Annotated in this window: 23 protein-coding genes; 6 read left to right on the plus strand and 17 right to left on the minus strand. The window is 64.2% G+C overall.

What is annotated here, in order from left to right; all coding sequences use genetic code 11:
- Positions 1-453: 453 nt before the first annotated feature.
- The 12 genes from H5T65_01550 to H5T65_01605 form a co-directional block, all read right to left on the minus strand.
- Positions 454-1,920, minus strand: coding sequence for an NADH-quinone oxidoreductase subunit N (locus H5T65_01550; GenBank protein ID MBC7257913.1), 1,467 nt, complete (start codon positions 1,918-1,920; stop codon positions 454-456).
- Positions 1,921-1,988: 68 nt separating this feature from the next.
- Positions 1,989-3,488 carry an NADH-quinone oxidoreductase subunit M gene (locus tag H5T65_01555; GenBank protein ID MBC7257914.1) on the minus strand — a complete coding sequence of 500 codons (1,500 nt, stop codon included), beginning with the start codon at positions 3,486-3,488 and terminating at the stop codon, positions 1,989-1,991.
- A gap of 63 nt (positions 3,489-3,551) precedes the next feature.
- Positions 3,552-5,597: an NADH-quinone oxidoreductase subunit L gene (gene nuoL / locus H5T65_01560; protein ID MBC7257915.1), complete on the minus strand. Its 2,046-nt coding sequence runs from the start codon at positions 5,595-5,597 to the stop codon at positions 3,552-3,554.
- A 182-nt stretch (positions 5,598-5,779) separates the two neighbouring features.
- Positions 5,780-6,085 carry an NADH-quinone oxidoreductase subunit NuoK gene (gene nuoK / locus H5T65_01565; GenBank protein MBC7257916.1) on the minus strand — a complete coding sequence of 102 codons (306 nt, stop codon included), beginning with the start codon at positions 6,083-6,085 and terminating at the stop codon, positions 5,780-5,782.
- Positions 6,086-6,101: 16 nt separating this feature from the next.
- Entirely contained in the window at positions 6,102-6,593 is a 492-nt protein-coding gene (locus H5T65_01570) for an NADH-quinone oxidoreductase subunit J (GenBank protein ID MBC7257917.1), read from the minus strand.
- Complete coding sequence (locus H5T65_01575; protein MBC7257918.1) at positions 6,590-7,120, minus strand: 4Fe-4S binding protein; 531 nt, start codon at positions 7,118-7,120, stop codon at positions 6,590-6,592. The genes H5T65_01570 and H5T65_01575 overlap by 4 nt, the downstream gene beginning before the upstream one ends.
- 7 nt (positions 7,121-7,127) lie before the next feature.
- The gene (nuoH, locus tag H5T65_01580) at positions 7,128-8,315 is read right to left on the minus strand and encodes an NADH-quinone oxidoreductase subunit NuoH (GenBank protein MBC7257919.1); all 1,188 of its coding nucleotides are present in this window, start codon (positions 8,313-8,315) and stop codon (positions 7,128-7,130) included.
- 10 nt (positions 8,316-8,325) lie between these two features.
- Entirely contained in the window at positions 8,326-9,426 is a 1,101-nt protein-coding gene (locus H5T65_01585; GenBank protein ID MBC7257920.1) for an NADH-quinone oxidoreductase subunit D, read from the minus strand.
- Positions 9,427-9,474: 48 nt separating this feature from the next.
- On the minus strand, positions 9,475-9,972 hold the full coding sequence (locus H5T65_01590) for an NADH-quinone oxidoreductase subunit C (GenBank protein ID MBC7257921.1): 498 nt from the start codon (positions 9,970-9,972) through the stop codon (positions 9,475-9,477).
- A gap of 68 nt (positions 9,973-10,040) precedes the next feature.
- Positions 10,041-10,553, minus strand: coding sequence for an NADH-quinone oxidoreductase subunit B (locus H5T65_01595; GenBank protein ID MBC7257922.1), 513 nt, complete (start codon positions 10,551-10,553; stop codon positions 10,041-10,043).
- 39 nt (positions 10,554-10,592) lie between these two features.
- Entirely contained in the window at positions 10,593-10,949 is a 357-nt protein-coding gene (gene ndhC, locus H5T65_01600; GenBank protein ID MBC7257923.1) for an NADH-quinone oxidoreductase subunit A, read from the minus strand.
- A gap of 181 nt (positions 10,950-11,130) precedes the next feature.
- Complete coding sequence (locus tag H5T65_01605; GenBank protein MBC7257924.1) at positions 11,131-12,075, minus strand: hypothetical protein; 945 nt, start codon at positions 12,073-12,075, stop codon at positions 11,131-11,133.
- 148 nt (positions 12,076-12,223) lie between these two features.
- On the opposite strand from H5T65_01605, the gene H5T65_01610 reads away from it, so the two are divergent.
- The 3 genes from H5T65_01610 to H5T65_01620 all read left to right on the plus strand — a co-directional run bounded on the left by H5T65_01610 (position 12,224) and on the right by H5T65_01620 (position 15,597).
- Entirely contained in the window at positions 12,224-12,868 is a 645-nt protein-coding gene (locus H5T65_01610; GenBank protein ID MBC7257925.1) for a deoxynucleoside kinase, read from the plus strand.
- Positions 12,869-12,926: 58 nt separating this feature from the next.
- A complete protein-coding gene (locus H5T65_01615) occupies positions 12,927-13,562 on the plus strand; it encodes a deoxynucleoside kinase (GenBank protein MBC7257926.1) in 636 nt (211 codons plus the stop codon).
- A 565-nt stretch (positions 13,563-14,127) separates the two neighbouring features.
- Positions 14,128-15,597: a pyridoxal-phosphate dependent enzyme gene (locus tag H5T65_01620; GenBank protein MBC7257927.1), complete on the plus strand. Its 1,470-nt coding sequence runs from the start codon at positions 14,128-14,130 to the stop codon at positions 15,595-15,597.
- A gap of 246 nt (positions 15,598-15,843) precedes the next feature.
- On the opposite strand, the gene H5T65_01625 is transcribed toward H5T65_01620, so the two are convergent.
- The 3 genes from H5T65_01625 to H5T65_01635 all read right to left on the minus strand — a co-directional run bounded on the left by H5T65_01625 (position 15,844) and on the right by H5T65_01635 (position 19,731).
- Positions 15,844-16,422, minus strand: coding sequence for a nitroreductase family protein (locus tag H5T65_01625; GenBank protein MBC7257928.1), 579 nt, complete (start codon positions 16,420-16,422; stop codon positions 15,844-15,846).
- 67 nt (positions 16,423-16,489) lie between these two features.
- Entirely contained in the window at positions 16,490-19,219 is a 2,730-nt protein-coding gene (locus H5T65_01630; GenBank protein MBC7257929.1) for a hypothetical protein, read from the minus strand.
- Between the two features lie 23 nt (positions 19,220-19,242).
- Complete coding sequence (locus tag H5T65_01635; GenBank protein MBC7257930.1) at positions 19,243-19,731, minus strand: metallophosphoesterase; 489 nt, start codon at positions 19,729-19,731, stop codon at positions 19,243-19,245.
- A 510-nt stretch (positions 19,732-20,241) separates the two neighbouring features.
- Here H5T65_01635 and holB point away from each other — a divergent pair.
- The gene (gene holB / locus H5T65_01640; protein ID MBC7257931.1) at positions 20,242-21,237 is read left to right on the plus strand and encodes a DNA polymerase III subunit delta'; all 996 of its coding nucleotides are present in this window, start codon (positions 20,242-20,244) and stop codon (positions 21,235-21,237) included.
- Between the two features lie 26 nt (positions 21,238-21,263).
- Complete coding sequence (locus tag H5T65_01645; protein MBC7257932.1) at positions 21,264-22,139, plus strand: stage 0 sporulation family protein; 876 nt, start codon at positions 21,264-21,266, stop codon at positions 22,137-22,139.
- Here the strand turns inward: H5T65_01645 and H5T65_01650 are convergent.
- Entirely contained in the window at positions 22,136-22,981 is an 846-nt protein-coding gene (locus H5T65_01650; GenBank protein MBC7257933.1) for a PHP domain-containing protein, read from the minus strand. The two genes, H5T65_01645 and H5T65_01650, sit on opposite strands and share 4 nt — an antisense overlap.
- 10 nt (positions 22,982-22,991) lie before the next feature.
- A complete protein-coding gene (locus tag H5T65_01655; GenBank protein ID MBC7257934.1) occupies positions 22,992-23,252 on the minus strand; it encodes a stage V sporulation protein S in 261 nt (86 codons plus the stop codon).
- Positions 23,253-23,804: 552 nt separating this feature from the next.
- Here H5T65_01655 and H5T65_01660 point away from each other — a divergent pair.
- Positions 23,805-25,358: a DUF4352 domain-containing protein gene (locus tag H5T65_01660; protein MBC7257935.1), complete on the plus strand. Its 1,554-nt coding sequence runs from the start codon at positions 23,805-23,807 to the stop codon at positions 25,356-25,358.
- Positions 25,359-25,380 lie beyond the last annotated feature (22 nt).

Consider the following 25,380-nt stretch of genomic DNA (forward strand, 5'->3'; position numbering starts at 1 on the left):
CCGCGCGCGGAGAGGGGGACAGCGGGGGTGAGGTCGGCATGGCCGCGCGGGGCTAAACCCCCGCGCTACGTGCACGAAGCCCCTTCGGGGCTGATAGCCCGCAGGGCTTTGCCCCTTCAGCCCGATGCTTTAGCGTCGGGCCGAAGCCTGGCGCGCACCTCACCCCGCGCCTCCGGCCTCCCCCTCCGCCCGCGGCGAGAGGGTAAGGTCAGTGGCCGCATGGCCGTGCGGGGCTAAAGCCCCGCACGCTACGGGCGCGAAGCGGTTGGGACGCATACGTCGCCCCAACGTCCAGCCTGATGCTTTAGCGTCGGGCGGCGCACCCTACCCCCACGCGGCCTCCCCGGAACAGCACGAGACCCCAAAGACTTCCAATGCCCTTGGGGTCTATTCTACATTCGCGTGGATTTCCGCGATTCGTGGTTACTGCCCCTCGCAGGGGCACGTGTCGGCCTAGAACACGCCCAGAAGCCGCACCGACTGGTTCGCGAACTCAATGAACGGCTGCGGATACAGGCCGATAGCCAGCGTGGCAACCGTGGCGACGCCCAGAGCCACCGCCAGCGCCGGCGCGATGGCCACGCGCGACTCCTGCTCCGAAGGCACGAAGAACATATACCGCGCCACGTTCAGGTAGTAGAACGCGGCGATGGCGCTGTTCACGATGCCCACCAACGCCAGGACGTAGAACTGCACGTTGATGGCCGCGGCGAACACGAAGAACTTGCCCAGGAACCCCGCCGTGGGCGGAATGCCGGTGAGCGACAGCAGGAGCACGAACAGCGTCCCCGCCAGCCACGGCGACCGCTTGATGAGGCCCGCGTAGTCGGGAATCTGGTTGGAGCCGGTGGCGTTCTCAAAGGCGATCACGGCCACAAAGACGCCCACGTTGGTGAACAGGTAGCCCAGCAGGTACAGCAGCACGCCGTTGACACCGTTGAACAGGCTGGGCGAGTTCAGCGCGACCGACGCGAAGCCGATGAGGATGTACCCCGCGTGGGCGATGCTGGAATAGGCCAGCATGCGCTTGATGTTGGTCTGCTTGAGGGCGACCACGTTACCCAGCGTCATGGTGATCATGGAGATGGCCGCCAGCACTGCCGCCCAGTCCAACTGGAACGATGGGAACGCCGCCAGGAACACGCGCATGAGGATGGCGAACCCCGCCGCCTTCGGCCCCACCGACAGAAAGGCGGTAACCGGCGTCGGCGCGCCCTCGTAGGCATCCGGCGACCACTGGTGGAAGGGCACCAGCGCGATCTTGAACCCGAACCCCGCCAGGAGCATCACCAGCGCCGGCAGCATCAGCCATAGCATGTCGCCGGTCAGTTTGCCCGAGGCCAAGGTCTGGGCAATCTGCGCCAGGTTCGTGGTGCCGGTTACGCCGTACACCAGCGACATGCCGTAGAGCATGATTCCCGAAGCCACCGCGCCGTACAGGAAGTACTTGATGGCCCCCTCGTTGGACTTGGGGTCCTCGCGCAGGTAGCCCACCAGGATGTACGAGCCGATGCTCAGGAACTCCATGGACAGGTACACCATGATGAGGTCGGTGGAAGCCGCCGCAAGGGTGATAGCCAGGGCCGCGAGCACCAACAGCCCGTAGAACTCGCCCTCATAGGGCGTCTTGCCCCGAAAATAGTCCCACGATGCCAGGATGACGAGCAGCGTGGACAGCCCCGCCACCACCTTGAAGAACAGGGCGAAACTGTCCACCGCCATCATGTCGCTCAGCAAGGACTCGTGCGTGCCCCAGAGAAAGGAGGTTGCAATCAGGAACACGACGAGGCCGGCGATGGCGACGAAAGGCATCCACTCGCGCCGCCCCTGCCTGCCGTGGAAGGCCATGTCCAGGATGAGCACCAGCAGGCCGGTGGCCAGCAGTATCAACTCCGGCGAAAGAAGACCTAGCAGGTTCAATGCACAACCTCCGCAATCCCGTCATTCTGAGCGGAGCGAAGAATCTCGCCTCGCCGAATCCGCGCCCCTTACAGGCCCGACAGCAACCGCGTCATGGCCGCGTTGATCGTGTCCACAATCAGCGGCGGGTACAACCCGAACAGCACCATGAAGATCACCAGCGGCCACAGCGTGATCTTCTCGTAGGTTTCCATATCGGTCAGATTCGCCCACTTCTCGTTGAACGGGCCCAGGAACACGTGCTGGATGACTTTCCACAGGATGTACGCGGCGGTGAAGACGATGCCGATGACACCCACCACCGCATAGACCGGCGCGATGGCAAAGGTCCCGCGGAAGACGAAGAACTCGCCCCAGAACCCGGCCAGGCCCGGCAGCCCCAGCGACGCCAGGCCGGCCACCAGCATGATGCCGTAGTAGTACGGCACCTTGCTCGCCAGGCCGCCAAACGCCTTCAGGTCGCGCGTGTGCGCCCGCTCGTAGATGACGCCCACCAGGAAGAACAAGGCGCCCGTGATGATCCCGTGGTTGAACATCTGGAAGACCGCGCCGTTCATGGCGATGGCCTGGCTGGTGAGCATGTCCTCGGACCCCAGAGCAAGAGCCGCCGCGGCCAACCCCAGCATTACATATCCCATGTGGCTCACCGAGGAGTAGGCGATGAGTTTCTTGAGATCCCACTGCGCCATGGAGACCATCGCTCCGTACACGATGCTGATGACCGCAAGGACGGCGATGATGGGCGCGAACCGGTGGAACTGCTCGGGGAACATGGGCAGCAGGATGCGGAAGAAGCCGTAGCAGCCCAGTTTCAGCAGGATGCCGGCAAGGATGACGGAGCCGGCCGTGGGCGCTTCCACGTGGGCGTCGGGAAGCCAGGTGTGGAACGGGAACATGGGAACCTTGATGGCGAACGCCAGGAAGATGGCCCAGAAGGCCAGCGCGCCCAGGGTGAAGTTCTCCACGAACGGGCGCAGCGCCGCCGCCTGGATGATGTCAAAGGTGCCCGTGTTCAGGTAGATGCCGATGATGGCCAGCAGCATGGCCACGCTGCCCACCAACGTGTAGATAAAGAACTTGATGGCGGCGTACTCCCTGCGCGGCCCGCCCCACACGCCGATGAGGAAGTACATGGGCACCAGGCCGATCTCCCAGAACACGTAGAACAGCACGAAGTCCAGCGACACGAACACGCCGAACATCCCCATTTCCAGCAACAGGAACAGGAAGAAGAACTCCTTGACCCTGTTCTTGATGGTAAACGACGAGTAGAAGAGGGACAAGGTGGTGAGCAGCGCCGTCAGGAAGATGAGCGGCACGCTCAGCCCATCGGCCCCCACGTGGTAGTTGACGTGGATGGTCGGAATCCAGGCAACCTGCTCCTCAAACTGGATGCCGCCGCCCTTCTCCAGGTTCACCCACAGCAGGATGGACAGGATGAGCGGGATGAAGGACACGGCGATGGAGAACTGCTTGATGAGCCGCTCCTTGTCCTTGGGCATCAGCAGCACGATGAGACTGCCCAGAAGGGGTACGAACGTGATCACGGTCAGTATGGGAAAATCCATCTATGCTTCCTCCTCGGTTCCCCACAAGTTCTCAGCGTAGAATGCGGTGCTCATGAGTTTCACCTACAAGGGCAGGTACAGGTACAGGCCGAGCAGCATGAGAACGGTCAGGATGGCCACCAGCAGGTAGTTCTGGGCCTTGCCGGTCTGGGTCAGCCGCAGAATCTTGCCGAACCAGCCGGTTACGGCGGCCACGCCGTTCACGATACCGTCTATGATGTTCAGGTCAAAGATGCGCCCCAAATCCGAGAGCCATACGCCGACCTTGCCCACCAGGTTGACCAGCGGGTCAATGACCCACGAGTTGTCAAAGCGGAACAGCAGCGTGGCGAGGGCCACGGCAGGCCGCACGATGACCTTGCTGTAGAATTCGTCTATGTAGTACTTGTTGCGCAGCAGGGTGTACACCGGCCCGAGTTTGGTCATGGGATCGGGTTGGCCCGCCTTGAGCGGGTTGCGCCCGTACACCAACCAGCCCAGGAACAGGCCGGTCAGCGCCAGCAAAACGGACAGGCCCATTACCCCCCAGTTGAGCGGCGTCGCGGGGTAGGCGTGCCCGACCACGTGGTGGAAGAAGTTGTTGCCGAACAGCGGCCCCAGCACGGGGAACTCCTCGGGCACGCCGACGAAGCCGAGGAATACCGCGAACACGGCCAGGCCGATGAGCGGGTACGTCATCACCTTCGGGCTTTCGTGGGCGTGCATGTGCTCCGAGCGGGTCTCGCCGTAGAAGGTGAGGAACACCTGCCGCGCCATGTAGAACGCCGTCAGGAACGCGCCCAGCGACAACACCAGCCACACGAAGAACGGCCACGAAGCCACGCCCTTGTGCATGAACTCCTCAAACGCGTGGGCCAGGATCTCGTCCTTGCTCCAGAAGCCTGCGAAGGGCGGGATGCCCGCCAGCGCCAACATGCCTGCCAGGAATGTCCAGAACGTGATGGGCATCTTCTTGCGAAGGCCGCCCATTTCCATCATGTCCTGCGTCCCCGCGCCGTGGATCACCGAGCCGGAGCCGAGGAATAAGAGCGCCTTGAAGAACGCATGGGTGATGAGGTGGAACGTGGCCGCGACGTAGGCGCCCACGCCCAGCGCCGCGATCATGTATCCCAACTGGCTGATGGTGGAATAGGCCAGCACGCGCTTGATGTCATCCTGCGCCAGAGCGATGGTTGCCGCGAACAGCGCCGTGAACCCGCCGATGAAGGCGACAACCGACATGGACGCCGTCTCGGGCAGCAGGGCGAAGATAGGGAACATGCGCGCCACCAGGTACACGCCCGCCGACACCATGGTAGCCGCATGAATCAGCGCCGACACAGGCGTGGGGCCTTCCATCGCGTCGGGCAGCCACACGTGCAGCGGGAACTGCGCCGATTTGCCCACCGCGCCGCCGAACAGCAGAACGGCGATCACGGGAGCCAGCGGCACCGTCCCCAACAGCGGCAGCCACACTGTGCTTTCCTTCAGGAAGTGCAGCGTCTCCTCGGAGAAAATCTCGTGGAAACTCAGGGTGCCCGTCGCCGAGTACAGCAGGAGCATGCCCAGGAACATGATGACATCGCCGATGCGCGTGGTGATGAACGCCTTCAGCCCCGCCTTCATGGCCGACGGCTTCTCAAACCAGAAGCCGATGAGCAGGTAGGAGCACAGCCCCATCACTTCCCAGAAGATGTACAGCAGCAGCAGGTTATCGGATACGATGAGGCCGAGCATACCCGTGGCGAACAGGGAGATGTAGGCAAAGAAGCGCGAGTAGCGCGGGTCGCCGTGCATGTACCCCTTGGAGTAGATGAAGATCATCAGGCACACGAACGGCACCATGAACAGCATGGCGGTGGTGAGCGCATCCACCTGGAAGCCCAGTTGCAGAGTCCCACGCCCCGTGGGGATGGCGAAGATGGGTGCGCGGAACCCCTCTTCCAGGACATGAGGGTCTGCGATGGCCCGAAAGACGATCGTCCACCCCACGAGCCACGCCAGGCCGATGCCCACCCAGGCCAGATACGTGCTCAGTTTCTGGTTGCGCTGCGTGAACAGCAGGATGATGGCAAACGCCAGAAACGGAAACAGCGGTATCAGTCGTACCCAGTCAAAGATTTCTGTCATCGGTGAGTTCGCTCCCGCTCGGATGTTCACCTGCTGGGCCGTTGGCCGTCAGCCTCTAGCCTTTGGCCGATAGCCTTTAGCCCCTAGCCTCTAGCCCTTGGCACTTCGCTGGTGGCCAGCCTTTCGGGCTGACCGCTGCCCGCTGACGGCTAACGGCTAATGGCTAACGGCTAGCGGCTCATCTACATCTTCAGCAGATCCACGTCTTCCACGATGACGGTGTCGCGGGTGCGGTAGATGGCGATGATGAGCGCCAGGCCCACCGCCGCCTCCGCCGCCGCGATGGCCATCACGAACACCGCAAAGACCAGCCCCGTGAGTTGGTCGGGCGTGCGATACCGCCAGAAGGCGATCAAGTTCACGTTCACGGCGTTCAGGATGAGTTCCACGCCCATCAGAATGCCGATGGCGTTCCGACGGGACAGGACGCCATACACGCCGATGCAGAACAGCGCCGCCCCCAGAATCAGAAACCACGACAGAGGAATCATCTCGCTACCCCCGCTATCGCTCGCGCGCGATGATGATGGCGCCAACCAGCGCCACCAGGAGCACAACGGACACCACCTCAAACGGCAAGGCGTAGGTGCCCACAAACGCCTCGCCCAGCCCGCCGATGGCGTCCACGCTCAGCGCCTGCTTGGCCGCGGGCCAGGCCGCCTGGAGCGTGAGGTAGGCCAGCACGCCGAACAACGCAACGGCCACGATGAGCGACAGAAGCCACTGGCTGTTGCGTTGCACCAGGTCGGGCGCGGCCACCTTGCGGCTCAACATGATGGCGAAGACGATGAGCACCGAGATCGCGCCGATGTACACCAGAACCTGGGCTGCGGCCAGGTACGGCGTGTCCAGCAGCACGTACAGCACAGCGACGCCGAAAAAGGTGAGCGCCAGCAGGAACGCGCTGTGCAGCACGTTTCGGCTGGTTACCACGGCAACCGCCGCCCCCAGCGTAACCGCTCCGACCACGAGAAAGAGAATCTGCGGCACACTCATTCGGTAACCCCCCACGCCTCACCGGTTCTGTGGATGCCGTACTTGTCGCCGATCTTCAGCAGTTCGTCCAACTCCAGGAGGAAGTCCTTCTTGTAGCGCGCGAGTTCGTACTCGTGGCTCATCTCAATGGCGTTGAAGTTGCACGACTCCACGCACAGGCGGCAGAAGATGCACCGGCCCAGGTCGTACCGGTAGGCGGTAACTTTGCGGTCTTTGCCCTTGCCCTCGCCCTCCACGCTGATGACGCCATGGGGGCATGCGCGTTCGCACGCGCCGCACGCGGTGCAATTCGGCTCGCCGGTCTCCGGATTGCGCAGATGCATGAGCGCCCCGCGAAACCGCGGAAACATCTCATACCGCTCCTCCGGGTACTGGAGCGTGAACAGACCGTATAGGTCATAGTCGGGGCGCTTGGCGATGCCGCCCGGCGCGTAGCGCCTGGGGAACTTCTTGATGTCCTTGGCGTAGGTTCCCCACAGGTGTTTGAGGGTAACCCAGAGGCCTTTTGCGATGCCCTTCCCGTACATATCCACCTCAACGAATCGGACTGCCGTAGTAGCGCCGGATCGCGGCCTCGCCCGCCACCCGCGCCTGCTCCTCGCGCTTGCGGGATTGGCGCGACAGGATGGCTCCCGCACCAGCAAGGAGCGCGAGGTTGCTGACGAACAGGACACCCGTGCGCGCCCACCCCGGCTCCAGCACCTTCGCCACCAGCGCGACCACGAACAGGTTGACCAGCGACAGCGGCACCAGCGCCTTCCAGGCGAAGCCCAGCATCTGGTCAATGCGGAAGCGCGGGATTGTGGAGCGAATCCACATCATCAGGAAGATGACGACGATGACCTTGATGAGAAACCACAGCCAGGATGGCAAGATCGGCCACTGCCAGCCCGCCAGGAACAGCGTGGTGATCATGCCCGCCACCATGAACAGATTGATGTACTCGGCCAGGAAGAACATGGCGAACTTCATGCCGCTGTACTCAATGAAGTAGCCGGCCACAATCTCCGAGTCGGCTTCCAACAGGTCAAAGGGCGTGCGGTTGAGTTCGGCCAGCCCCGCCAGCATGTACACCACGAACGCGACAGGCGTAACGAGGGCAAACGGGAATCTCGCCTGGGCCTCAACGATGCCCACGGTAGACATGGTGCCGGCCAGCAGCACGACGGTGAGCAATGCCACCACCATCGGCACCTCGTAACTGATGAGTTGGGCCACCGTTCGGAACCCGCCCAGCAGGGCGTACTTGTTGTTGGATGCCCAACCGGCCATCAGCATGGTCAGGATGGGGATGCCGCCCATCGCCACCACAAACACCACGGCGATGCTGAGATCCACGCCCACCATGCCCCGCCCGAAGGGGAGCACAGCATACAAGAGCACGGCGGGGATGACGATCACGATGGGCGCTGCCAGGAACATCGCGCGGTCGGCGTTGGTCGGCGTTACGTCTTCTTTGGTGAGCATCTTGATGGCATCGGCGATCGCCTGGAAAATGCCAAACGGGCCGGCGCGGTTGGGCCCGATGCGGTCTCCGACGCGGGCGATGACCTTGCGCTCCATGTAGGTGAACGCCAGGACAACGACGATGCCCCACACGATGAGGAGCAGAATCCCCAGCACGTCCATCACCAACTGGGCGGCCCAGGGCGGAAGGAACGAGTCAAACACGCCGCGAAGCCACTGCGCGATCCTTATCCAGAGGTCGTCTAGAACTTGCATAGTCCCCCCATCAGCGGTCTACGTCAGCAAGGGTGATGTCAATGCTTCCCAGAATCGTTACCACGTCGGCCACCTTGTGCCCGAGGCACATCTCGCGCAGCGCCGACAGGTTGATGAGCGACGGCGGACGGTTGCGCCAACGGTACGGGTTGGGCGAACCGTCGCTGACTAGGTAGAAGCCCAGTTCGCCCTTGGGCGATTCAATGCGGGCGTAGGCTTCGCCCTTGGGTGGGCGCAGGCGCGACGGAACCTTGGTGGCGTACTCCCCGTCGGGGATGCGTTCCACGGCCTGGCGCAAAATCTTGAGGCTCTCGTCCATCTCGTCCAGGCGCTGGAGATAGCGCGCGTATACATCGCCGGCCACCTGGGTCGGCACGTCAAACTCAAACTGGTCGTAGATGGAATACGGCTCGGCCTTGCGCACGTCGTACTTCACGCCCGACGCGCGCAGCACCGGCCCCGTGATGCTGTAGGCCACCGCCATGTCCGCCGGCAGGAAGCCCACGCCCACGGCCCTCGCCTTGAAAATCTCGTTGTCCGAAAGGTAGTCGCGAATCTCCTGGACGAAGTTCTCCAGGTGGGGAATCATCTGCCGCAGGAGCGGGAGGAACTCCGCAGGGAGATCGCCCGACACGCCGCCCGGCCGGATGTAGTTGCACATCATGCGCGACCCGCTGGCCATCTCAAACAGGTCCAGGATGCGCTCGCGCTCGCGGAACGCATAGACCACGGGCGTGTACCAGGCCCCCAGGTCGTTGAACAGGAACCCGACGGCCAGCATGTGGTTGACCAGACGGGTCAGTTCGGCCATGATGACGCGGATGTATTCGGCGCGGATGGGGACCTCAATGCCCGCCAGTTTCTCCACGGCCACCGCGTAGGCAAAATTGTTGCTCATGGAGCAGATATAGTCCAGGCGGTCGGTGAAGGGAACGGCCTGAAGGTAGGTTCGGCTTTCGCTGGTCTTTTCCAGCCCTCGGTGCAGGTAGCCGAACATGGGCTTGAGGTCCACGATGGTCTCCCCGTTGAGGGTCAAAACCATGCGGAAGACGCCGTGCGTGCTGGGGTGTTGGGGCCCCATGTTGATGGTGATCGTCTCGGTCTTTAGCATTGTTCCCCCGCTGTTCCTCGGAATCAGGCGCTCGGAGCCTCGGCCGCGCTACCAGTTGGGCGGTTTGGGACGGGTCGGCTCCAACTCCTTGTACGTGTACAGGCGGTTCTCAAAATCTTTGCGTAGAGGATGCCCCGGAAAGCCATCCCACAGCATGATGCGGCGCAGGTCGGGATGATTCCGGAACGAGATGCCCATGAGGTCATAGACCTCGCGCTCCTGGTAGTTGGCCCCCGGCCAGATGGGCGTTACCGAGTCCACCTCGGGGTGCTCCTTATCGGGCAGGTGGACTTTCAGCGTCAGGACGCCCCCGCCGCGCTTCATGCTGAACAGGTGGTAAACGACCTCAAATCGGTCGGGATAGTCCACGCTCGTTACGTCGGAAAGATAGTCAAAATCCAGATGATCGCGCAGGTGAGTCGCCACCTCCACCAATCGTTCCGCGGGGACAATCAGGGTAAAGTCCTTGGTCTCCTCGGTCTGCACCTGGAACGCGACATCTGGGAACGCGTCTTTCAGCCTTGACAGGATTTCTTCGTTGGTCACTCCTCTACCTCTCCGGACGGTCATTGGCGAACGCGCCTGCGCCGGCGGCGCGTCGGCGCTAGGCTTCCTTACTTCTCCTTGCCGTACCAGCGCACCGTCTTGATGGACTGGGCGCGCACCATCTGGTGGATCTTGCGGATACCGTCAAACAGCGCCTCGGGGCGCGGGGGGCATCCGGGCACGTACACGTCCACCGGCACGATCTCGTCCACGCCCTGAAGCACGGCGTAGGACTTGAAGATGCCGCCGCTAATGGCGCAAGAACCCATGGCCAGGCAATACTTGGGTTCGGGCATCTGATCCCAGATGCGCTTGACCTGCGGCGCCATCTTGTGGGTAACGGTGCCGGCCACGATCATCAGGTCGGCGTGGCGGGGGGATGCGCGGTAGAACTCCATCCCAAAGCGCGCGATGTCGTAGCGGGCCGTGGACGCGCCGATCATCTCAATGGCGCAGCACGCCAGACCGAACATCGCCGGCCACATGGAGTATTGGCGTCCCCAGTTGTAAATCCAATCCACGGTGGTAAGAAATATGTTGCGGTCAATCTTCTCTACCGGAACAGCGTCGTCTTCAAACATACGATCTCCCAACGCGAACAGATGCGGCGCGCCCTGCCGCTACATCCATCGGAGCGCGCCCTTGCGCCAAGCGTAGGCCAGCCCCGCGACCAGAATGCCCACGAAGATGAACGCCTCCACCAGCGCAAACAGCCCCAGGCGGTTGTAGGCCACCGCCCACGGGTACAGGAACACCGTCTCCACATCAAACACAACGAACACGAGCGCGTAGAGATAGTACTGGGCCTTGAACTGCACCCAAGTCTCGCCGATGGTCTCAAGGCCGCACTCATATGTGGAGGATTTCACAGGGTCTGGCCGCTTGGGGCGAAGGAGGTACGCCAAGCCCAGCGCCACAAAGGGGAAGGCAATGGCGATGAGCAGGTACAAGCCGAGGAAGCCGTAGTTGTCTTGCACGCCAACCTCCATCGTTGGTGTCAGGGTTCACAAGCCCTGGCGCGATTATAGCACGGAAACGCCCAAATGCGAAAACAGGCTTCCGCGCGAAAACATGGGCAGAGAGATCAGCAGGGCCAATGCTCTGCCGATCTCTCATCCTATCGCAGGCTATCGCGCGTTTGCGCGCTTTTTCTCGCTCTCATACCAACGGGCGCGGCGCATACAGCTCCGACCCGAGGCGCGACAGAATCGCCGCCCCGACGGCCAACGACGCAATCGCCGCATAGACAAGCCCGCCCAGGCAGCAGGGCAGATACGTCAGCAGCATCAGCACAAACGCGCCCACCAGCACCGCCACCGCGGGCGCGAACGACCGCGCGCCGAAGCCCTTGAGCAGGCGCTCGCCCATCTCCAGCCCCAGCGCCGCCAGCCCCAGCATCCCAACCGCCCACACGGCCGCCCACACGAGCGCCCCCAAGACGGCCAGGCAAATGATGATGATCAGCAAGAACCCGAGAACCAGAGCCACGAGATAGGCAAGGAACCCCACACCCAGCGACGCCCACGGCGCGACACGCACCGTCTGCCGCACCTTGTGGACGCGGTCGGGGAACAGCACGACGACGAGCACGGCAACCAGCACGCTCAACATCTTGCTGAGGAAGCCGCTGACCGCATTCCACAGCCAGCCGCCCTCCCATCGCCACTCCCACGGGCGGCCGACGGATGGCAGCGAAGGAATTCCAGCCCCCCTGCCGAGTTCCTCCCAGCCCGACCGCACCTCGCCCCGCACGATGGCGAGCGACTCATGATTCACCGCCCCGCCCAGAGCCGACACATCGCCTTCCGTCACCGAGCCAGAGCGGAGCGTTACGTCGCCCCCGATCACGAGGACGCTCCCGCGCACGGTGCCCGCGGAGACGACATTCCCGCCCACCACCAGGATGTCCCCCTCGGCAACCCCGCCGAAGGGCACGTTGACATCGCCGTCCACCACCACCAGATCCGAACGAAGAGGACTCCCTAGGGCAATGCTTACGTCCCGTCCGATGACGATCTCCAAGCCCCCCTGGGCGAAGACGGGCGCCGCCGCCGCCACCACCAGCGCGAGCGCAACAACCAGAACCAGGGCCAGACGTTTCATGCGCAGCCTCCTTAATCGGGCAATATCGGATTCTCCGCCTACCTTTAAATCTACCTGAACCGACAGATTTAAGACGAGCCGTTCTTGACTTTAGGCCCCGAAAGGCTTATCCTAGAAACGCAACCAAATCCACGGGAAGGGGCTTCAGATGTACCGTCATCCCTACATTGCCATTGAAGGGCCCATCGGCGTAGGCAAGACCACGCTGGCCCGCCTTCTCCAGCCCGAACTGGGCGCGTCGCTGCTGCTAGAAGTCTTTGAAGAAAACCCGTTTCTGAAGGACTTCTACCGCGACCGAGAGCGCTACGCCTTCCAGACGCAGATCTTCTTCCTGCTCAGCCGCTACCACCAGCAACACAAAGCCGTCCCCAAGGCGTTGGAAAAAGGCCCCCTCATCAGCGACTACACCTTCGCCAAAGACCGCATCTTCGCGCACCTGAACCTGCGCAACGAAGAACTGGCGCTGTACGAGCAACTCCACGCCGCGATGGCCGAGAAGATTCCCGTGCCCACGCTGGTCATCTACCTGCGCGCATCCTTGGACGCGCTGATGGAACGGATCGCCCTGCGCGACCGCCCCTACGAGCGCAACATGGACCGCGACTACATCCGCGAACTCAGCGAAGCCTACGAGCGGTTCTTTGAGCATTATACCCAAAGTCCGGTTTTGACGCTAGACACGGACACCCTGAACTACGTCCGCAATTCCGACGACCTGAACCTGGTCCTGGAGCGAGTCCGAAGCGCCCTGCGCCACGCGCCGTACCAGCAGCCGCTCATTGAAATCCCGTAGCCCCATACCCACCGGCAAGGACAGGTTCATCCAATTCCTCATGTGAGGCGACGAGAGCATGGGCAAGTTTATCGCAGTGGCGGGGAATGTGGGCGTCGGCAAGTCCACGCTGACACACCTGTTGAGCGCGCGGCTGGGCTGGGAGCCGTTCTATGAAGCCGTGGACGACAACCCGTATCTGGCGGACTTCTACAGCGACATGCGGCGATGGAGTTTCCACTCGCAGATCTTCTTCCTGTCGCGCCGCCTGCGCCACCATCGGGAAATCCTCAGCCACCCCAATACGGTGATCCAGGACCGCAGCGTGTACGAAGACGCGGAAATCTTCGCCCGCAACCTGTATCTCCAGGGGCACATGCAGGCCCGCGACTACCGCTGCTACCGCGAATTGTACGAGGTGCTGACCCAGTTCCTGCCCCCGCCGGACCTGGTCGTGTACCTGCGGGCCTCGGTGCCCACGCTCCAGCATCGCATCGCGCTGCGCGGGCGCGACTTTGAACGCCAGATTCCCGACGAGTACCTGGCCCAGTTGAACACCCTGTACGAGGACTGGATTGAAGGCTTCACCCTCTGCCCTGTGCTCACGGTTCCCGCCGACCAGTTGGACTTCGTGAAGTACAACTCGCACCTTGAGTTGATCTGCGAGAAAATCCTAGACAAACTTCAGGGGAAGGAAGTCGTCGTCTTTGACTGACCCTCGGCAAGAACGATACTTCGCGCAGATTCGTACTATTCGTAGATGCGCATGACCCCGCGCGGGGCTGAACCCCCGCGCTACGTGGGCGAAGCCCCCTCCGGGGGCTAACCCCAGCCCGCAGGGCATCGCCCTCTCAGCCCGATGCTTCAGCGTCGGGCGGGCACGCCAGCACATCCCCTCTCCCACTGGGAGAGGGCTAGGGTGAGGGGCGACGCGCGGGGCTGAACCCCCGCGCTACGTGGGCGAAGCCTCCTCCGGGGGCTAACCCCAGCCCGCAGGGCTTCGCCCTCTCAGCCCGATGCTTCAGCGTCGGGCGACAAGGAACCGCGAACCCACGCGAATAAACGCGAATTTGCCCCAGCCCGCAGGGCTTCGCCCCTTCAGCCCGATGCTTCAGCGTCGGGCTGAACACCCTTCGCGCAGATTCGTGTGATTCCTGGATGCCCATGACCTGCTTTTTGACAGCAGCCCCTCCAAATGGTACAATATGTCAGACATCTGACAAACCTGCCGAGGACGCATCCGACCGCAAACGGCAGGAAGCATACCACGGAGGCAAGGCATGATTGACCTGACCCTTCACCCTGAATCTCTGCAACGTTCGGTGCAGCGGGCCCGCGAACGGCACATCATCATCCCCACCTTCGCCCAGATGAAAGACCCGTCGCTCATCCCCGACTCCATCAAGGCGCGGCTGAAGAACGTCGGCTTGTGGGACGTGAATCCCCTCAACCTGTTCCGCATCACGTGGAAGAACGAGCCGGTGCCCTTCGGCGGCGGGTTTGACGGGGTCAACTACGTGGAACTGCCGCCTTCGCTAACGGGGGTGCCCGCCCGCATCATCGCCCTCGTGGGCAAATGGTTCCCCACGGGCGCGCACAAGGTGGGCGCCACCTTTGGCTGCCTGGTTCCGCGGCTGGTAACGGGCCAGTTTGACCCTTCCTACCACAAGGCCGTCTGGCCGTCCACCGGCAACTTCTGCCGGGGCGGGGCGTACAACGCCGCGCTCCTGGGTTGCGAGTCCATCGCCATCCTGCCCGAGGAAATGAGCCGCGAGCGGTTTGAGTGGCTATCCAAACTCGCCGGCGAGGTGATCGCCACCCCAGGCTGCGAAAGCAACGTCAAGGAAATCTTTGACAAATGCTGGGAACTCCGCAGGACCCGCGGCGACAAAGTCTTCATCTTCAACCAGTTTGAGGAGTTCGGCAACTACCTTTGGCATTACGAGGTCACCGGCCACGCGATGGAAGAAGTGCTGCGCCAGGTGATGGGGCCGCGCGACGAGTACCGAGGCGTGGTGCTCACCACCGGCTCGGCGGGCACCATCGGCTGCGGCGACTACATGAAGCAGGTCTTCCCCGCCAGCAAGGTCGCCGCCAGCGAGGCGCTCCAGTGTCCCACGCTGCTCCTCAACGGCTTCGGCGGACACCGCATTGAGGGCATCGGCGACAAGCACGTGCCCTGGGTGCACAACATCAAGAACACCGATCTCGTGATGGCCATAGACGACGAAGCGTGCGTCAGCCTGGTGCGCCTATTCAACGAGCCGGCCGGTCGGGCCTACCTGGTCAAGCGCGGCGTCCCCGAATCCCTCGTCGGGCGGCTGGACCTGCTGGGCATCTCCAGCATCGCCAACGTCCTGTCGGCCATCAAGTTCGCCAAGTGGTACGAACTCGGCGAGCACGACATCGTGCTGACGGTCTGGACCGACTCCATGGAACTGTACCAGAGCCGCGTGCAGGAATTGCGCGCCGAGCGCGGCGAGTACACCGAAAAGGACGCCGCGGCCGACTACAGCCGCTACCTGCTGGGGTGCAGCGTGGACTACGTGGAGGAACTGGGCTACTGGGACCGCAAGCGGGTGCACAACCTCAAGTACTTCACATGGGTAGAGCAGCAGGGCAAGACCGTGGCCGAGATTCAGGCCCAGTGGTACGACCCGGACTACTGGACCGGGTTCCAGCGCCAGGTTCCGGAGATAGACGCGCTCATCCAGCAGTTCAACGAGATGACGGGATTGCTGAAGGGCTAGCCCGTAGCCCATCCGTAGGGCAGGTTTCCATACCTGACCTATGGATGGGGGGGCAGCCCGCAGGGGGTTACCCCTCACATCCCCCTGACCCCCTTCTCTCCCCGCAGGCGGGGCGAAAAGGGGGAATGGGCGCGCGGGGCTGGGCCGTCTCCTCTCCCGCCGAGAGTATGGGCGACGCATGCGGTAGGAGCGACACATGTGTCGGGGCGACACATGTATCGCCCCTACTTTGCGCCGGGCGCGGCATCACTCGCGGCTCCCTGCGCCCTCCCCGAACGTCCAGCGATCCCACGCCACCGTCTCCGCAAACGGCTTGCGCGTGCGCGGCTTCTCATCCTTGGCCCGCGTCTCCTCGTCCAGCAGGTCAATGGGGCCTTCGTATCCCAGCGCGACCACCGCCACGACGCTGTACGCTTCCGGGATGTCCAGGGCCGCCTTCACCTTGGGCGCGCTGTAGCCAGCCATCGGGTGGCCCATCAGCCCCTCCTGCACGGCCGCCAGCAGCAGGTTCTCCACCCCCAACCCGCACGCGAACAGATGGTACGAGACGGGGTCATCCTTGCGCACATAGTCGTCCTCGGCCCGTGCGCACACCGCGATGAGCACCGGAGCCTTCCACGCCCAGCGGTTGCCGCGGTTCAGCGCCTCCCGAAATGCCGCCAGGCGCTGCGGGTCGCGCACCACGACAAACCGCCACGGCTGATTGTTGTTGGCCGAGGGAGCCCAGCGCGCCGCCTCCAAAATGCGCAGCAGGGCATCTTCGGGCACGGGTTTGTCCAGAAAGGACCGCTTGCTATGTCGGCGGAAGAAAAGAGAGTCCTCCATAAGAACCCCCGAGCGTGGTAATTTGCGCGAAACTATAGGACGGACAGCCGTGGGTGTCAAACCGAGCCTAGCGGCCTACTTTGGGAATCCACAGCCGATAGCGCGGCGTGGGCGTCGGACTTGGAGTCGGGCTAGGGGTTGGGCCGGGCGGCGTGCCCACGCTCACCTGGTCTATGACGGCCACGGTGGGCCGCTGCGAGGAGTCCTGCCAGACGTTGAGAATCAACTGCACGGTGCGCCCGCGCCACGGCGAAAGGTCGTACACGAACAGTTGCCAGCCCGGCGTCGTCTGCCACACCGTGCGCGGCGGCATCGGCTCGTACCGCGTCGTGCCATCAATGAGGAGCACCTCCAGCCAGTCGTGGCCGGCCTCGCTCTCCAGGGTTACCACCTGGTACACAAGCGACAGGTACACCGGCGATTGCGTCTGCGGTATGGCGATGCTCTGGCTGACGGTGGAATTGCCGCCGCCGCCCAACTCCGGCTGGCCCACGAAGTCCTTGCCCAGCGCCAGCGACCGCAGGCCGGCGAACCCGGCGGTGTGAACCTGCGCGGGCGTACTCCCGCCAGGGGTCCAGCCCTCCAGCCCCGCCTCAAAATCCCCGTTGCTGACCAGGTTCACCCCAGGCGCGACGAACACGTCAAACCCCGCCACGCTTCCATCCAGCCGCAGATGGCGCGGCGACCAGGGGCTATACCCCAGCGCGTAGCCGCGGATGCCGTAGTCGCCCTTCGGAAGCCCCGCCACTTGCCACCAGCCCGACTCGTCGGCGGCGATGGTGCTCGGCATGCCCCAGGCGTTGGTTACAATCACGCTCCCGCCGGGCACCGGCGTGCCCAGGGGGTTCAGGATGCGCCCGCTGAGGACCGTGCTGGCAATCGGCGTGGGCGTCGGCGTGGCCGTGGGCTGGGGCGTTGCCGTCGGCGTGCTGGGCAGCGCGATGACGGTCTCGGTCTGCGCGGCGCGAGGCGTCGCTCCGGCGTTGCCGGCGCGGTCCACGCCGCGCGCCGCGAACCCATACGAATGCCCGGGCACGCCGCTGTAGGTCGCCGACGTGGCTTGCGTGCCCTGCAACCACAACACCATCGGCCCGCCGTCCACGGACACGAACACATCGTAGGCGACGACGCCCGACCCCTCATCCGTTCCCTGCCAGGAGACCGTGAAACTCGTCGGGCTGTACAGGGGAAGATCTTGCACGGTAACGACTGGCGGCGTAGTGTCCCGCTCCACCAGCATCAGCGGGCGACCGCCGATCATGTAGGTGATATGATCGGGCAGGTTGCGATTGGTGGCGGCAGGCAGCATCACCGTGTACGCCCCGTTCGTAGGGGTCAGAGGCTGCGCCGAGCCGTCCTGGCCAAGCGCCATAGCCTGGGTTCCCACCGCGCCCACCTGAACAACGACGGGCGACCCACGCGTGGCCCACAGGAACAGCACGCGCTCGCGCGTGTCGGGGCGATAGTAGGCGATCTCCTCGTGGTCGCCCTGAAGGTTGCGCCGCCAGAGGGGGATCGCCCCGTTGAGGTACGCGGCCGCCAGTTGGTAAGCCTTGTACGAGGGCCGAGGCGAATTGGGCGACGAATGGCTCCGAAAACAGATGGCGTCGGCGGGGTTCCGGTACAGCCCGTAGGCATCGCCCACGTCGTTCGTGCCCGCGGGACTGTTGCCGCAATCGTCGTACAATTGGAAATGGAAAATCCGCTCGGCGCCGGCGTAGAACCCGTAGGCGTAGTTCTGGATGATGTAAGCCGCCTGCTCCTCCATCGTGGCGCGGTACAGGCTGGCAGGGTCCCACGTGGGGCCTGGATAGTCGTTCCAGACCGGCACGCCGCTCTCGTTGATCCAGATGGCCTTCGCCCCCAGGCCGTACTTCTGGAGCAGCGTGCGCACGCGCCGCACCTGGTAGTATGTCTCATACGACGTGCTGTAGATGTGCAGAGGGAGGACGTCAAAGTACCAGCCATTGGCGTCGCGCTGCGTCCGCGCGGTGTCGGCCTTCATGACCTCCAGCAGGTTTTCCAGCCAGTTGGGCGTGATGTAGATGGCCAGGCCGCCCAAGAGCACCGTGCAATCCGGATCGGCGAACTTGGCCGCGATGTACGCCACCTTCAGTAGGCGATAGTAGTCCTGCACCGAGCCGTTCCAGAACAGGGCGTAGTCCGGCTCGTTCCAAATCTCCCAGTGGCGGATGCGCGGGGTGTAGCGCGCCACAGCCTCGTAAACAAACCTGGCCCACGGGTTGGCAGAGTTGACGCTCTTGCCCGGAGCCGGAATATCCGTGCCATCGCTGAAGATCGGCGCGTATAGATTCTTGGGCGCGGAACTGGCCGGGCTAATCGGTTGCCGCTCGCTCGGCCCGGATAGGGGCACCGGCCGCTTGCCCACCTGCGGCAGAGGCGCGCCGCTCTGCCCAGCCGTCGCGTACTGGGAAGGCGTGCCCAGCAGGATGGCGTTGGTCCTGAGTCCGTTGGCCTGATCGGACGCGACGACGCGGTCCACGGCGCTCCAATCAAAAGCGCCGCTGCTCTGCTCCACGTTCCCCCAGTAGATGGGCCAGCGGTTCCAGGCCGCGCCGGCGGCAACCGCCTTGCCATACCGCCCCGCGTCCGCGGGAGCCTCGGCGGAACTCACGAAACACAGGCCGAAGCGGTCGTTGAGTGGCACCGTCTGGCCGATGACCTCATCCGGCTCGGGCGGGCGGAACGCGCCCACCGCGGCAGGCCCGGGCACCTGCGTGAGGGCCAGGCAGACGACGATGTACAGGAGCCCCAACCGCAACCGACGCGATGTCATTTGCCCTTCCCGCTCTCCCTGGATTAGAACTCCACGGTCTCGGCCTCGTGGGTTTCCGTATCGTACAACGCAAAAGTCGGCTTCCCGAAACGCCCCATCACCTCGCCTGGGTTGAGCACCAGGGTGCGCCCCTCCCACGTGTGGACGGCCTTGTGGGTGTGGCCGAAGAAGACGGCGTCGTACCGTCCCGACGGGGCGATGGCCGCGGCGATGTGCGGGTAATGGGTCAGCGCGATCTTCCGGCCGCCCAGTTCCAATTCCGCCAGGCCATCCGTGTACAGGCGAACGCGCCCGCTCCCCGAGGCCACGCGGAGCAGAAGCGCCACGTCGCCGTCGTTGTTGCCCTGCATGACGTGGATCGGCCCCGCGAACCCGTCGGCCAGCATCTTCAGCGAGAACGGCGCGCACAGGTCGCCGCAGAACAGGAGCACATCGGCCCCCTGAACCCGCCGCAGCGCCTTCTCCAGATTCCAGATGTTGTCGTGGCTATCGGACATGACCGCGATCTTCATGCACACCTCCTGCACCGAGAGAGTTGCAGGAAGTATACCACAGCCGTGCGGTGTTGACAGGAGACACCGTGCAACTTGCGGGCCAAACCCGCGGCGAAGGCGCGAAGCAAGGCATGCGCGAACCGTGCGCGGCGCCCCGATCCGCCTGGACCTACGTGGGTCCACTTCGCGTCAGACTCAGTTCCAAACCGGATTGGTCTGTCCCGCACACCGCCTTCCCGCTCCTTGTCATGCTGAGCCGAAGGCAGAGGGCAGGTATGGAAACCTGCCCTACACTCGCCATGGGTTGGCGCCGCAATCCCAAGACCCGTAGGGCGGCTTTCCATAGCCGCCCAAGGCAGAAGCCGGGCACGGAAACCTGCCCTACGGCCCATTCGTTTCATGCTGCCGCCCGTCGGTCTGCCAAGTTCCCACCGAAATGTACACGGTGCACACTACCCTCAGCGCACCATTTGTCGCACCGCGCCGTGCTGTGGTACAATTCGGCACGCTTCGGAGGCGCAAGGACGCATGTGGAACATAATCGGGCATGAATGGGCCGTTCGCCTCCTGTCCGGCAGCCTTGCGGACGGGCGGTTGTCCCATGCGTACCTGTTCACGGGGCCGCCAGGGGTGGGCAAGACCACGCTGGCCCTGAACTTCGCGCAGGCCATCGTGTGCGAGGGCAGCGAGCCGCCCTGCCAACAATGCGCCCCCTGCCAGCAGGTCGCGCGGCTGACCCATCCCGACGTGCGGCTGGTGGAAGCCGATGGCGCGACGTTCAAGATCGGCCAGGTGCGCGAACTGGAGCGAGAGGCGGCGCTGGCGCCCCATTCGGCCCGCCACCGCGTGTACATCCTGGCCGAGACCGAGCGCATGTCCAGAGAGGCGGCCAATGCGCTCCTAAAGACGCTGGAGGAGCCGCCGGAGCCGGTCGTGCTGATCCTGCTGGCCAGCGATGCGGCCCTGCTTCCGCCGACCATCGTGTCGCGCTGCCAGTGCCTGGATCTGCGGCCGGTGCCGCTGCGCCAACTGGCGCAGTCGCTGGTGGAGCGCGAGGGGGCCGACCCCGCGCAGGCCGAACTCCTGGCGAGGGCGAGCGGCGGCAGGCCCGGCTGGGCCATCTCGGCCCTGCGCGACCCGTCGGTCATGCAGGCGCGCATCCGGCATCTGGACGACCTGCAACGCCTGCTGGGGAGCGACCTAGTAGAGCGGTGGCAATGGGCCGCCGAGGCCTCCACCGACCGGCGCGCCGTGCGCGAACTGCTGGACTTCTGGGTGTCCTGGTGGCGCGACGTGCTCCTGGTGGCCGCGGGCCAGGGCGACAACATCGCCAACCTGGACCGCCGCGACGCCTTGCAGGCCGTGGCCGCCTGGTGCCCGGCTGACAGCGCCCGCGCCTTTCTCGCCCAGGCGCTGCGCACCATGCGGAGCCTGGCGCAAAACGTCAACACGCGGCTGGCGCTGGAGGTTCTGACCATGGACATGCCTTCGGCGCCCCGACGGCAAGAAACTCACGGAGGGTGAACCGTCCGGTTCACGGATGGGAGAATATGCCAAGAGTTGTAGGAATACGGTTCAAACCGGCTACGAAGATTTACTATTTTGACCCGCAAGACCATGACCTGAAAGCGGGGGACTTCGTCGTGGTGGAGACCACCCGCGGCAAAGAAATCGGCCGGGTCGTCATCCCGCCGACCGATGTCCCCGAAAACGAAGTGGTGGGGCAACTCAAGCCCATAGAGCGCGTGGCCACCGCCTGGGACACGATGCAGATGCACCAGCGGCAGGCTGAGGAGCCGAAACTCCTCGCCCAGTGCCGCGCCAAGGTGGCCGAATCCCGCCTGCCCATGAAGGTCATCCGCGCCGAGCAGAGTTTTGACGGCACACGCATCACCTTCTACTTCACGGCGGAACAGCGTGTGGACTTCCGCCAACTGGTCAAGGACCTGGCCAAAATGTTCAAGGCGCGGATAGAACTGCGACAGGTGGGTGTGCGGGACGACGCCAAACTCCTGGGCGGCATCGGGATATGCGGTCGGCCCCTGTGCTGCGCCACGTTCCTGTCCGAGTTCCACCAAGTCGCCATCAAGATGGCGAAGCAGCAGGACCTGCCGTTGAGCCCCAACGAAATCTCGGGGGTCTGCGGGCGGCTGCTGTGCTGCCTGGCCTACGAGTACGAGACCTACGCGGAACTGCGCAAGAACCTGCCCAAGAAGAACGAGATCGTGCAGACGCCCTACGGCCAGGGGAAGGTCGTTGAGGTGCACCCGCTGAAGGAACAGGTGGTCGTCCTGTTTGAAGACGGCGACACCAAAACCGTCAGCGCCGCGGAACTGGGCCTGAAACCAGGCGCGGGCAGATCATCCGAGCACGAGGAACCCGACGACACGCCAGAGGCCGATGAGGACGATTGGCCGGCGGACTAACGCGCGGCCCGCGTCCCATGGAGGGCGCTGCGCCGTTCGTCCAGGGCCTGCACAACCTCCTCGGGCACATCCACGGAGCCGATCTCTATCCCCGGCGACACGCACGGCCCGTGGTAGTCGGACCCGCCGGTAACGATGAGGCCGTTGCGTTGCGCGATGACCACAATCTGCGCGGACACGTCGGGCGTATAGCCGGGATAGTACGCCTCCAGCCCGTCCAGCCCCTCGCCGGCGAGCCAGCCGATGACATCCACGATGTCCAGCGGGTGCGCCAGAACGGCCACCCCGCCCGAGTCGTGAATCAGGGCGATGGCCTCCTCGGGAGTCAGTTTGAAGCGCGGGACATAGGCCGGCCCGCCCCGGAACAGGTAACGCTCAAAGGCCTCCGCCACGCTCTGCACATACCCGCGAGCGGCCAGCGCCTGGGCCACGTGGGGCCGACCCACGCTTTCGCCGCCCGCAAAGGCCTCCACCTCGCCCCAGGTCAGGGGCATGCCCAGGCGCGCCAGTTTCTCCAGCATCGCCCGGGCGCGCTCGGCCCGCGACGCGCGAAACCGGGCCAGCATCCGCGACAGGGGCGTATCCCTGTCCCAGTCCACGAAATAGCCGAGGAGGTGGACTTCCCCCTCGGCCAACTCGCAGGATATCTCCACAGCCGGAATCAGGCGCAGGCACACCACATGTGCGCTCCGCATGGCCTGCGGAATCCCGGCCATCGTATCATGATCGGCGATGGCGATGGTGCGCAGCCCTTTGGACGCAGCCTGCCGCACGACCTCCTCTGGCGGGAACTCGCCGTCCGAACACAGGGTATGAAGGTGCAAATCCACGGTGGACGGCATGACGTACCCGCTAGCGAGGCTCAACGACCATCTTTAGTGCCGTTCGCTCCTGTCCTTCAATGTCCACTTCCGCGAACGCCGGGATGCAAACGATGTCCATTCCTTCCAGTGCCAGATATCCTCTGGCGATAGCCACCGCCTTGATGGCCTGGTTGACGGCTCCAGCGCCAATAGCCTGCACCTCCGCGCGGCCGACCTCCCGGATCACCCCCGCAATGGCTCCCGCTACCGCAGTGGATCTGGACTTCGCCGAGACCTTGATGATTTCCATGAATGTCGCCTCCTTTGCTACATTCCCGATGCTGAAGTGCCGGGCACTTCATCGTGCGGAGCCACCCGTTGCAAGACCGACCATGGAAATGTCCCAGCGCCCAACATTCCCTACACATATTGTACACGATAATTCGCACAAAATCAATAGGCACTTTCCATAAAATTGCAGGGCGCGCGTTGTGGTAAACGCTGTAATTCCCGCTGCGGGGCGGCTTCCCATAGCCGCCAACAGGGCAGGTATGGAAACCTGCCCTACGTATCCACGAATAACACGAATTCACACGAATGGAGAATAGACCCCAAAAGTTTCGTAGGGCGGCTTCCCATAGCCGCCAACAGGGCAGGTATGGAAACCTGCCCTACTACATTCGCGCGATTCGCGTGATTCGCGGTTACAATTCCCCCATTCGCAGGCGCTTGCAAAACTGCAAGACTATGCTATAATCCATGCGCAAGGTTCCAGGGATGTCGGGCCATGCTGTGGAGATGCCCCCGCGCGAAGGGCGTCGCGTTGTCGCACAGCAAGGACGCGCTATCGGGAAGTTGAGCCATGACCAGAGGACAAATCGCTCTGCTCGTTGCACTTGGCGCGACGGTGCTGGCCGTATATGTTCTGCTCGGTCTGCTGGTAGCAGGGCGCATCCCCATCGGCTTGCCGCCCGCCCCCACCGACATGCCCGTGCCGACCCCCACCCTGACCCCCGCCCCCGGCATGAGCCGCCAGAACCCCATGCCCTTCGGCGAGACCATTGCCACCGACAGCATGGAAATCCACGTCCTTGAGGTGCACCGCCACGCCAATGCGCTCATCTCCCCCCTCAACTCGCCCATCCCAGAAGGCCACGAGGTGGTCGTGGTCAACGTGGAGGTGCACAACCGTGGAACCGCGCCCATCACCCTAAGCCCGGGGACGTTTCGGCTGACGGGAGACCGCGCCATCCTCTACCAGCGGCCGCCGCTGCTGCTGGACAACGAACTGCGCGGGGAACTGGCCCCCGGCGAGAGCCGCTCGGGCTACCTGGCCTTCGTCGTGGCCGACGGGGAGGACAACCTGGCCCTGGCGTTCATCCCATCGGGGAGCATGTCAGACGAAGGGGCGCGGTGGCTGTGGGCCGACCCCGATGCGAACCCCCAGGCCTTCGCCGTCCAGGGGGTAGCCCCGACGGCCTCGCCGCGCACCGGCGGGAGCCGCCTCAACCCCGCCCTCATGCGCCAGCCCGCCGTGGCCGACGACCAACTGGAGATCAGCGTCCTCGCCGTCCAGCGAGACGCCTGGCCCGTCATACGGGAGATGAGCCCACTGAACCAGCCGCCCGAACCCGACAAAGAGTACGTGCTCGTGCGCCTGCGCGTGCGCTTCGTGGGCCAGATGGATCAACTCCTGTCGGTCAACTGGTGGGCCTTCCGCATGACCGGCGCGGACAACATCCTGTACCCCAACCCGTCGCTCATCCTGACGGATGAACTCAAGGGCGACCTGTTCCCGACCGGCACGTTGGAGGGCAACCTGGCGTTCCAGGTGCGGCGCGGGGAAGAGAACCTCATCCTGGCGTATGACCCTTCGGGCGTGGGGGTGAAAATCGGGCGGGGGGTTCGCTGGTTCTGGGCCACCGAGACGCCCAACCTGGATTTGCTGAAGATGCCGGTGCGGGCGTCGGCGGCCCTGCCCGCTTCGGGGCGCTCGTCGCAGCAGCCCGCGCCCATTGGCGTGCCCGTGCTGTCCGACGGGCAGATAGAGATCACGGTGGAGGACGCGGTTCTCCTGCCCGACGACGCCAGCACCTGGGATCGGTGGACGCTGCCCGTGCCCGAACCGGGGAGGCACTACGTGGTCGTTACGGTGGTGGCGCGGAACCTGGCGCCGGAGGAGCGCCCCCAGGCGATCCACTGGGATGGCTTCCTGCTGCACGAGCCGGCGGGGGCTTCGGTGTACAAGCCCACCGTGCTGGGGGGCTGCGAACTTGAGGGCGACGCTTTCACCGGCGCCACGCTGCGGGCCTATCTGGTCTTCCAGGTGGCCAGCGGCCAGCGGTTCCTCCTCTCCTACGACCCCGCCGGCCTGGGCAACACCATGTCCTACCGGTGGTTCGCCATAGAACTGTAGGCGGCGATACGGCCGTCGCGGG

This window comes from Chloroflexota bacterium (assembly GCA_014360805.1).
Taxonomy (GTDB): Bacteria; Chloroflexota; Anaerolineae; order DTLA01; family DTLA01; genus DTLA01.